Annotated in this window: 3 protein-coding genes and 1 tRNA gene; all 4 read left to right on the forward strand. The window is 47.7% G+C overall.

The features are described from left to right. The first annotated feature begins 15 nt into the window (after positions 1 to 15). Positions 16 to 315, forward strand: coding sequence for an integration host factor subunit alpha (locus KFK88_RS05520; protein ID WP_046560878.1), 300 nt, complete (start codon positions 16 to 18; stop codon positions 313 to 315). Next, on the forward strand, positions 296 to 646 hold the full coding sequence (locus KFK88_RS05525) for a MerR family transcriptional regulator (RefSeq protein ID WP_223577646.1): 351 nt from the start codon (positions 296 to 298) through the stop codon (positions 644 to 646). Before KFK88_RS05520 ends, KFK88_RS05525 begins: the two co-directional genes overlap by 20 nt. A gap of 85 nt (positions 647 to 731) precedes the next feature. Beyond that, a tRNA-Pro gene (locus KFK88_RS05530) sits at positions 732 to 808 on the forward strand. Between the two features lie 919 nt (positions 809 to 1,727). Beyond that, on the forward strand, positions 1,728 to 12,038 hold a 10,311-nt coding region (locus tag KFK88_RS05535), incomplete at its 3' end, for a Calx-beta domain-containing protein (protein WP_223577647.1).

Below are 12,038 nucleotides of genomic sequence, written 5' to 3' on the forward strand. Positions count from 1 at the left end.
TAGCGGAGATTGATTATGGCACTAACAAAAGCGGACATGGCAGAACGTTTGTATGAAGAGCTAGGCTTGAATAAACGTGAGTCAAAAGAAATTGTAGAAGCTTTTTTTGAGCAGATCCGCGATTCCTTAGAGCAGGGGTATAATGTCAAGCTCTCTGGCTTCGGTAATTTTGAGCTACGTGATAAAGCGCAGCGCCCTGGTCGCAACCCTAAAACGGGTGAAGAAGTTCCGATCAGTGCGCGACGAGTAGTCACGTTTAAACCTGGGCAAAAACTTAGAGGGAAAGTAGCCGACTATGTTGGAACCGAGCAATAATAACGAATTACCAGCAATTCCAGGCAAGCGTTACTTTACGATAGGTGAAGTGAGTGATTTATGTGCGGTTAAGCCGCACGTACTGCGTTATTGGGAGCAAGAGTTCGATCAGCTTGATCCTGTTCGACGGGGTAATCGCCGTTACTATCAACGTGAAGACGTGTTAATTGTGCGTCAGATTCGCTCTCTACTCTACGAACATGGCTACACCATTGGTGGAGCTCGTCAATGCCTAGAAGAGGGCGGTGATCCTGACTCTCCAGTAGAAAAAGCTCAGATTGATGACATCATAGAAGAGCTAGAAAAAATCAAACGATTCCTTTCGATTTAACTTATATTCTAAAACTCCAATTTTATTATTGTAATTTATATGGAAAGCGGTAGTATGACGCCGTTTTCCATATGACTATCTTTATCGGAGCGTGGCGCAGCTTGGTAGCGCACTTGCATGGGGTGCAAGGGGTCGGAGGTTCAAATCCTCTCGCTCCGACCAGTCATATCATACCAACCTTCCTTTGTTCACAGCGTTTTTGTTGTTCTCAACCTGTCTGGTCGGGCCTCTTTTTGGTTTAATTCTCTTTTTAATCAACAAGTTAAGAATTTATAAAAGTATTTATTTTACTCAAAGAATATATTTTTGTTGCTTTTTTGAGCAATTACAGTAATATTCGCGACTCGGAAAATAGAGACTTTTTCCTGGACCGGATCTCTTTATTTTTCATAGCTTTATTGCCAACCTAACTATAATACTGGTAAGCTTTGAGATAAATCTTGTGTAGATATGGATAGAACTATTCTCATATTTGCATTAAAAACTGTATAATTATTTGACACAAGCTCGATTTTGTCTGAAAAACAGTCAATAATGGTGACTACATAAGTGGCAATTAAGATATTTTGAGATACGGTTAACGCTATTGTTGTTACTTAGTTCTCAATTATAAAACATTGTTAATTGTGCATGCGTGAGCTATTTGAGATGTTTTCATTGGGATATACTTAAGCAGTAATAAGTAGAAAAGTGTTTATTTTTTCCTAATTAAAACAAACATTCACAAGATTTTGATTTGTACTGAGTTAACATGGAATAGAGTCAGAAAATCCATCGTAAATATTTAGCGATGCAATGGGTGTAAAAAAATCTGACAGTCGTGATGCTAGCGGAGTTAAGTGGTAAATGCAATGCATCTTTTAGAAAGTGTGAAGTGTTCCACTTTTGGGGTTTTCGAAGGATTGCTCGAACCAGATATAGAACACACAGCCGCTGGTCGGTAAAGATTACGCAATAAGCTTTTCACTGGAGATGTTGTGTATTTTGATTAGGGGTGCTGTGAGAACAGCTCCATCGTAAATTCCAAAGCGCTGGTTGCCAGTGTCTTTGTTATATACATTTAATGGTTGGGTAGACTTAAATGAAAAACTTTGGCAAGAGCACGCTGAACACTTACAAAAAATTAGCCCGCTCTATAAGGCGTTTCTCTTCTGCAATGGTCGCTTTCGCGGCATTGTTTGTTTCCTTTAATGTTTCGGCAGTGGATTATCCGACGACGATTGACAACACTGTCAACGTCACGCTACCTGCAGGCGTCATTGATAATAACACCGCTAACAATACCAATGGTGGATGTACAGTTGCTGATCCAACCGTAGCAGCTTGCGCTACTGATTCAAACGCCTTAAATGTGGTTACTCCAGAGCCAACAAAGGCATTTGCACCTAATCCAATCGACTTCAATGGTATATCTACCCTAACCATTACGTTGACTAACACCAACAATTTTGAAGCTATTTTGCAGGCTGATTTCGTTGATAATCTTCCTGCAAGTGTTGTATTGGCGACTCCAGCCAATGCATCTGACACTTGTGGTGGAACAGGGACCTTAACAGCACTTGATGGTGCTTCCTCTATTACACTTGGCTCAGGCGCGACGATTCCTGCTAACAGCTCGTGTACTATCACTGCTGACGTGACCAGTGGAACTGCAGGGACTCACACCAATCAACTTCCTGCTGGTACACTCGATACTGGCATGGGAGCGAGTACAGCTGCTTCAGCCGATTTAGTCGTTAACTCTCCGGCTGAGATTGCTATTAATGATATTGCCCAAGTGGAAACTGATGCCGGCACAACGACCTTTACTTTTACAGTAAGTATCACCAATGCTGTGACAACGGCTGAAGACATTACTTTCGAATATGCTACAGCTGATGGAACTGCTCAGGTTGTAGATGGAGACTATACTGGCTCAACAGGCTTTGGTCAGATCGCTGCTGGAGATACATCCGGCACCATAACCGTAGATGTGAATGGCGATACTGTTGTAGAGCCGGACGAAACGTTTACAGTGACGTTAAGCAACATTTCCTCGAATGCAACTATTTCTGATGGTGTGGGTGAAGCCACGATTCAGAATGATGATGCCGCAAGTATCTCTATTGCGGATGTCACCGTTAATGAAGGCGACGGCACAGCTACAATAGACGTGACCTTAACGGGAGATACGGCAGCAGGATTTGATGTTGACTTCGCGACGGCAGACGACACTGCGACAGCTGGGCCTTTAGCAGATTATCTCGCCAACTCAGGAACGTTAAGCTTTGCAGGCACCGATGGTGAGGTGCAAAGTATTACCGTTACTATAAATGACGATTTTGCAATTGAAGGTGATGAAACCTTTAATGTTAACTTATCAAACATCACGGGTGGGTTAGCAACGATCAATGACGGAACCGGCGTTGTCACTATTCAAGATAACGACTCGGTTGTATTGATTGAGTTTGATGCTGCGGCTGATACTGCTGACGAATCAATCACGGATGAGCCTCGCCTGAGAATTCTAGGCTTCTTACCAAATGACACTAATGTTAATGTCAATGTCACTGGCGGTACGGCAACGGGGTCAGGAACCGATTATACCAACGTGGTGACGGTTACCATTCCCGCGGGCACTTACGATGGTGGAGCTGGTACGTCAGTACCAATTAACTTAACGGTAGTTGACGACAATATTTTAGAAGCTGATGAAACCATCAACTTCGAAATTTCGAGTGTTAATCCTCGACTGGTCCTTGGTGACGCTGACTTAGATAGCAATACACAAGCGACCAATACTTATACGATTCAAGATAATGACCCTATCACGGTTACGGTTGCGGCAAATGATGCTACGGCGGCAGAGCCAGCAGATAATGGCCAATTTACGGTAAGTTTAAGTAACCCTAATTCTGTGGATACCACAGTTACCTATACGATTGCGGGTACTGCAACGCCGACTGATGATTACACGCCTTTAACGGGCACAGTGACTATCCCTGCGGGCGATACAAGCGCTGCGATTGATGTGACTGTCGCAGACGACACCATCGTCGAGGGCGATGAAACCGTTGTGATCACGCTGGCCACGACCTCTGATGGCACTATCGATCCGGGTAATAATGAAGCTACCGTAACCATTGCCGATAATGATGTTGCTGAGCTGGAAGTTCTAGCAACAAGTGTTGTAGAGGGCGACGCTGGAACCACTACGCTGGTGTACACAGTGCAATTTGCTAATGCCGTGTCTACAGCGACAGATGTGACTTTTGATTTTGCTACTTCAGATGGCACTGCAACGACAGCGGACAACGATTATATTGCAGTATCAAGTAGCGGCACTATTACAGCTGGCAATACTAGTACGACTGTTTCTGTGACAGTAAATGGCGATTTGACGGTAGAGGCTGACGAAACGGTTGCGCTGACCATCTCTAACCCATCAAGTAATGCAACTATCACAACGGCTAGCGCAGACGGTACGATCACTAATGATGATGCGGCTGAAGTGAGTATTGCTGCTATTGCTGATACTACGGAAGGAAGCGGTATTGCTGGCCAGTTTACTGTTAGCTTGAGTAACCCGTCAGACACTGACACTGTGGTTGATATTTCGGTAGGCGGTACTGCAACAGCAGGCGCTGACTATGCATCTTTAGTGACTAGTGTCACCATTCCTGCGAATACGACTTCAGTTAACCTGAATGTTTTAGCAATTGATGACTCATTACTAGAACCGACGGAAACCGTTATCGTTACTTTAGATACGGTGACGAGTGGCAATGCAACGATTGGGACGCCGAACAACGCCACGGTTAATATATTTGATAATGACGCAGCCAGCATCGCGATCGATGATGTGACTGTTGATGAAGCTGACGGTAATGCAGTCTTCACTGTAACGCTAACAGGCAACGTTCAGGGTGGCTTTACCGTTGATGCAGCGACAGCTGACGATACAGCCTTAGCCGGAAGCGACTATACGACCACGACTGATACATTGAGCTTTGCGGGTAATAACGGAGAAACACAGACATTCACCGTACCAATCACTGATGATGGTATCGCGGAGGCTACTGAAACCTTCTTTGCGAATTTATCGAACATCTCGAATGGCTTGGTGACCATTGCGGACGCTCAGGGTATCGGTTCTATTACCGATAACGATAATGCGAGTTTGGCGATAAATGACGTTACTGTGAATGAAGGAGACGGTACCGCAGTCTTTACAGTGACCTTAACCGGTGACGTACAAGGCGGCGTCTCGGTCGATTATGCGACAGCAGACGATACTGCACTTGCTGCTAGCGACTATACATCCTCAACAGGCACCATCAATTTTGTGGGTACTGATGGTGAAACTCAAACATTCAGTGTGCCAATCACTGACGATGGTTTAGTTGAAGCGACAGAAACATTCTTTGCAAATTTATCAAACGTTAGCAATGCCGTAGTGACTTTGGCTGATGACCAAGGCATTGGCACGATTAATGATAACGACAACGCTAGCCTAGCCATTAACGACGTTACAGTTAACGAAGCCGATGGTAATGCTGTCTTTACGGTTACTCTAACCGGTGACGTACAAGGTGGCGTCTCGGTTGATTTTGCAACTGCTGATGATACTGCGAATGCTGGCAGCGACTATACGGCACAAACTGGCACATTAAACTTTACGGGCACTGATGGCGAAGCTCTGACTATCACGGTTCCAATTACCGATGATGCTGTTGCCGAGGCGAGTGAAACTTACTTCGTTGACTTGTCGAATGTGTCGAATGTCGGCGTGACCTTAAGCGATGCCCAAGGTCTCGGTACCATTAACGACAACGATACTGCAACCCTGACCATCAACAATGTAACCATTGATGAAGATGCGGGTACGGCGACCTATACCGTAACCTTGGATAATGCAGTCCAAGGCGGCAGCGTTGTCAATTACTCATTCACAGATGGTACTGCGACGGGTGGTGTCGATTACGACAACACGCCAGGCTCTGTGACTTTTGCGGGTACAGCAGGTGAAACGCAAACCTTTACGGTTGCGATCATAAACGACGGTATTTATGAGGGTAATGAGACCTTCACCGTTAACCTTAATGCCGTTAACCCAGTGATTAATGATAACGACTCGGCTACCACGATTATCGACGACGAAGTGTTAGAAGTGTCGGTAACCGCAAGCGTTGCCAATGCTTCTGAGCCTGCGACGAATGGCGAATTTACCGTTAGCCTTAATACGCCAAGTGCAACTGACATTACGGTTAACTTAAGTTACTCGGGTACTGCTACGGACCCTGCAGATTACAGCCTAGCGGGTGCAGCTGGCACTACAACCGTTGTTATTCCTGCCGGTGATACAAGCGTTACAGTTGATGTCGTGGTTAACGACGATACGACTGTTGAACCTACCGAAACCGTTATCGCGACAATTGATAGTGTTAGCGAAGGCACGATTGTAAATGCAACCGACACTGTTGAAATTGCTGATGATGACGCTGCAGCGGTTACCGTCGAAGACGTAACTGCCAACGAGGGCGTGGGTACCGTAACCTTCACTATCACTCTGAACAATGACGTTGCTGGCGGCACTAACGTTGACTATAGCTTTACTGATGGTACGGCTACAGGCGGTGGTACTGATTATGATAGTACTGGCGGTACAGTAACTTTTGTGGGTACGGCGGGAGAGACGCAAACCTTCACAGTTGCTTACACCGACGACAACATAGTAGAAGGCGATGAAACCTTTACGGTCTCTTTAAATGCTGACCATACAGGCGTTAATGATACTGATACGGCAACTGGCACGATCCAAGACAATGATGTATTGACTGTTAACATGTCTGCGACAGTGGCAGCAGCTTCTGAACCAGGTACTGACGGTGAGTTCACAATAACCTTGAGTAATCCTAGTGATACTGATACTACGGTATTTGTTGATTACGCAGGTACAGCTACAAACACTTCAGACTACAACTTAACGGGTGCTGCGGGGACTACCAGCGTGACCATCCCGGCTGGAAGTACAAGCGCGACTGTGGCTGTTGAAGTTATCGATGATGCTCTTGTTGAAGGTAGCGAAACCGTAGAAGCAACGATCACGGCGGTTAGTAACGGAGCCATTGGCACTCCAACAGATACCGTCACCATTACTGATAATGATTCACGCGTAACAGTTGAAGACGTTAGCGTTAATGAAGCTGACGGCACTGCAACCTTTACTATCACATTAGAAGAAGCCATCGCTGGTGGTACTGACGTGAACTATAGCTTCACTGATGGCACAGCGACGGGCGGTGGTACTGATTACGACAGTACTGGCGGCACTGTAACGTTCGTTGGAACGGCTGGTGAAACACAAACTTTCACTGTTGCGATTACCAACGATGCAGTTGTAGAAGGCGACGAAACCTTTACGGTTAACCTGGATGCGGTTGATCCGAACGTTATTGATACCGATACAGCAACAGGCACCATCGTTGATGATGATGCTTTAACTGTTTCAGTTGTAGCAACTACGCCAACAGCTCAGGAACCAGCGACTGATGGTCAGTTCACGGTAAGTCTGAGTACTACTAGCGCGACTGACACAACGGTTACTATTGCATATTCAGGTACAGCAACCAATGGTTCGGATTACAACTTAACGGGCGCTTCAGGCACAACCACAGTTGTGATTCCTGCTGGCTCGACCGACGCTATCGTGACGGTTGATGTTATTGATGACAATATCGTTGAGGGTGATGAGACTGTCATCGCGACCATTACAGCAACTGATAACGGAACGATCAGTGGCGCGACGGACACTGTCACTATCGAATCCGAAGACACTGCATCTGTAACGGTTGAAGATGTCACCGTGGCAGAAGACGCAGGTAATGCAACCTTTAGAATTACCCTTAATGGCGAAGTCGACGGTGGCACTGACGTCACTTACAGCTTTACTGATGGTTCGGCTACCGGTGGTGGCACGGATTACGACAGTACGGGTAACACCGTAAGCTTTACGGGTACTGACGGTGAGTTCATTGACATCCTTGTACCGATTACGAATGACGCTATCGTAGAGTTTGATGAAACCTTTACGGTGAACTTATCCGCTAGTAACGCTCTGGTTGACGCTACTGACGTTGCGACAGGCACAATTACTGACGATGACTCACCACTAGTAACCTCGATTGCTGCTTCAGTTCCAAATGCATCGGAACCGGCGACAGACGGCGAATTCACCATCAGCCTAAGCGCAGAAAGCTCGACGGATACCATCGTAACGATCGATTACACTGGTACCGCTAATGATCCATCTGACTATAGTCTGACTGGCGTTTCTGGCACGACAACAGTGACCATCCCAGCAGGTAGTACATCTGCAACAGTTACTGTTGATGTTGCTAACGATAATATTGTTGAGCCAAGTGAGACAGTTATTGCCACCATTACCAGTGTCAGTAACGGTAATATTGGCACGGCCTCAGATACGGTAACAATTGCCGACGACGATAATGCTGCAGTGACTGTCGAGGACGTTACGGTTAATGAAGGCGCAGGAACAGCGACCTTTACCATCACTTTGGATAGTGCAGTGGCTGGTGGAACGGATGTCAATTACAGTTTCACAGACGGTACAGCGACTGGCGGCGGTACAGATTACGATGATACTGCGGGCACAGTGACGTTTGTTGGCACAGCTGGCGAAACTCAGAGCTTTACTGTTGGTATCACTGACGACGGTCTTGTGGAAGGTGATGAAACCTTTACGGTGAACCTTGACGCAGTCAATCCGCAGGTTATCGATACTGATACAGCGATAGGCACAATTACAGACAATGACAACTTATTAGTTTCTGTGATTGCGAGTGTAGCGATGGCTAGCGAGCCTGCAACTGACGGTGAGTTTACTGTGAGCTTGAGTGCACCAAGTGCGACAGATACTACGGTAACACTAAGCTATACAGGTACTGCGGCTGACCCAGCTGACTACAGCTTAACAGGTGCAAACGGTACGACCACGGTAGTTATACCTGCCGGCGATACAACGGCAACGATTACAGTTGATGTGGCGGATGATCTTATTGTTGAACCTTCGGAAACCGTTATCGCGACCATTGATACGGTCAGTAATGGTGCTATCGATAATGCTACTGATACTGTCACAATCAACGACAACGACGCTGCAACGGTTTCGGTTGATGATGTAACGATAGCGGAAGATGGCGTTAATGCTATCTTCACGGTGACGTTATCAGGCGATGTTGCAGGTGGCGTGAGTTTTGACTACACCACTAACGATGGTTCGGCAGCGGCCCCAGGCGATTACACCACGGTTTCTGGCACAGAAACGTTTACGGGTACGGACGGTGAAACGATCACCATTAGCGTACCGATCATCAATGATACGACGGTTGAAGGTGATGAGACCTTCACGCTTGACCTAAGTAATCTCAATAATCCAGGCGTCACGTTTGCTGATGATCAAGGCTTAGGCACCATTACGGATAACGACGCAGCGACAGTGGCGATTGATGACGTGACGGTGAACGAAGCGGATGGTAATGCAGTCTTCACCGTGACTTTAACGGGCGACGTACAAGGTGGCGTGAGTTTTGATTACACTACGACGGACGGCACGGCGACGGTAGCTGATGGCGACTACACAGCGGCATCAGGCACTGAAACCTTCACGGGTACGAGTGGCGAGACGATTACGATAAGTGTGCCGATTACGGACGACGCGATTGTTGAGGGTAGCGAGACCTTTACGGTTGACTTGAGCAACTTAACGAACGGTGGCGTGACCTTCAGTGATGACCAAGGTTTAGGCACCATTACCGATAATGACAATGCGACCGTAGCGATTGATGATGTCACGATTGCAGAAGATGGCGCGAATGCGACCTTCACCGTGACCTTGACGGGCGAAGTTCAGGGTGGCTTCACGCTGGATTACACCACGAATGATGGCACGGCAGCGGCTCCAGGTGATTACACCACGACTGGCGGCAGCTTAAGCTTCACAGGTACGCCGGGCGAAACTCAAACCATCATCGTACCGATTATCAACGACACGACAGTTGAAGGCGATGAGACCTTCACGGTTGACTTGAGCAACTTGAGTAACGGCGGCGTGACCTTCAGTGATGACCAAGGTTTAGGCACCATTACGGATAACGACGCAGCGACGGTGGCGATTGATGATGTGACGGTTAACGAAGCGGATGGCAATGCTATCTTCACCGTGACCTTAACGGGCGACGTACAAGGTGGCGTGAGCTTCGACTACACCACGAATGACGGCAGTGCGGCTGCGGGCAGTGATTACACAGCGACCTCTGGCATTGAGACCTTCACGGGTACCAGCGGTGAGACGGTGACCATTACGGTTCCAATTACCGACGATACTTTAGTCGAGGGTACCGAAGACTTTACCGTAGATTTAACTAACTTGACCACGGCGGGCGTAACGTTCAGCGACAATCAAGGCCTTGGCACGATCAATGATAACGATAATGCTGAAGTAACGGTTAATGATGTCACTGTTAATGAAGGAGCTGGAACAGCGACCTTCACGGTGACGCTTGATAACGACGTTGTAGGTGGGACTGTGGTGAACTACAGCTTCACTGACGGCACAGCGACGGGCGGCACTGATTTTGATAACACAGCGGGCAGTGTGACCTTTGTTGGTACGGCGGGAGAGACACAGACGTTCGATGTCACCATTACCGACGACACCATCGTAGAAGGTAGCGAAGACTTTACAGTCAATATCGACGCCGTAAACCCATTAGTTACGGATACTGATACCGGCCTTGGAACGATCACGGACAATGACAACTTAGAAGTATCGATTGCTGCGACCATTGCTGCAGCGTCTGAGCCGAACACGGATGGTGAGTTTACCGTAACTCTAAGTAATGTTAGTGCGACGGATACCACCATAACCATTAACTACGCGGGCACAGCGACAGATGCCAGCGATTATAATTTAACTGGTGCTGCTGGCACGACCTCTGTAGTGATTCCTGCGGGAAGCACCAGTGCGACCGTTGCGGTTGAGGTGCTTGATGATACTTTAGTTGAAGGCAGTGAAACGGTTGAAGCAACTATTACAGCCGTAAGCAACGGTACTATCGGTACAGCGACTGACACAGTAACAATCGCTGACAACGATAACGCAAGCGTCACAATTGAAGACGTAACCGTAACAGAAGCTGCTGGTACAGCAACATTCACCATTACTTTAAATGGCGATGTGGCTGGTGGCACTGACGTCAATTATAGCTTCACAGATGGCACTGCGACAGGCGGCAATACAGACTATGACAGCACCGCGGGTACTGTTACCTTCGCTGGAACCGACGGTGAAACACAAACCTTCACTGTTGCCATTACCGATGACGCGATTGTGGAAGGTGACGAAACCTTCACCGTGAACCTTGATGCAGTGAACCCGCTCGTTACAGACACAGATACAGCGATTGGTACCATTAACGACAACGACGCTGCGACGGTTTCGGTTGATGATGTAACGATAGCGGAAGATGGTGTCAATGCTATCTTCACGGTGACCTTATCAGGCGATGTTGCAGGTGGCGTGAGTTTCGACTACACCACTAACGATGTTTCGGCAGCGGCTCCGGGCGATTACACCACGGTTTCTGGCACAGAAACGTTTACGGGTACGGACGGTGAAACGATCACCATTAGCGTACCGATCATCAATGATACGACGGTTGAAGGTGATGAGACCTTCACGCTTGACCTAAGTAATCTCAATAATCCAGGCGTCACGTTTGCGGATGATCAAGGCTTAGGCACCATTACGGATAACGACGCAGCGACAGTTGCGATTGATGACGTGACGGTGAACGAAGCGGATGGTAATGCAGTCTTCACCGTGACTTTAACGGGCGACGTACAAGGTGGCGTGAGCTTCGATTACACCACGACGGACGGTACGGCGACTGTTGCTGACGGTGATTACACAGCGGCCTCGGGCACGGAAACCTTCACGGGTACGAGTGGCGAGACGGTGACGATTACGGTTCCGATTACGGACGACACCATTGTTGAGGGCAGCGAGACCTTTACGGTTGACTTGAGCAACTTAACGAACGGTGGCGTGACCTTCAGTGATGACCAAGGTTTAGGCACCATTACGGATAACGACGCAGCGACGGTTGCGATTGATGACGTCACGATTGATGAAGCGGGCGCTAACGCGACCTTTACTGTGACCTTGACGGGCGAAGTTCAAGGTGGCTTCACGCTGGATTACACCACAAATGACGGCACGGCAGCGGCTCCGGGTGATTACACCACGACTGCTGGCAGCTTAAGCTTCACGGGTACGCCAGGCGAAACACAAACCATCATCGTACCGATTATCAACGACACGACGGTTGAA

This window comes from Kangiella taiwanensis (assembly GCF_020005165.1).
Classification (GTDB): domain Bacteria; phylum Pseudomonadota; class Gammaproteobacteria; order Enterobacterales; family Kangiellaceae; genus Kangiella; species Kangiella taiwanensis.

Excerpts from the sequence above, each read along its gene's own strand:
- KFK88_RS05520 (WP_046560878.1), top strand. The coding sequence starts at position 16 with ATGGCACTAACAAAAGCGGACATGGCAGAACGTTTGTATGAAGAGCTA.
- KFK88_RS05525 (WP_223577646.1), top strand. The coding sequence starts at position 296 with ATGTTGGAACCGAGCAATAATAACGAATTACCAGCAATTCCAGGCAAG.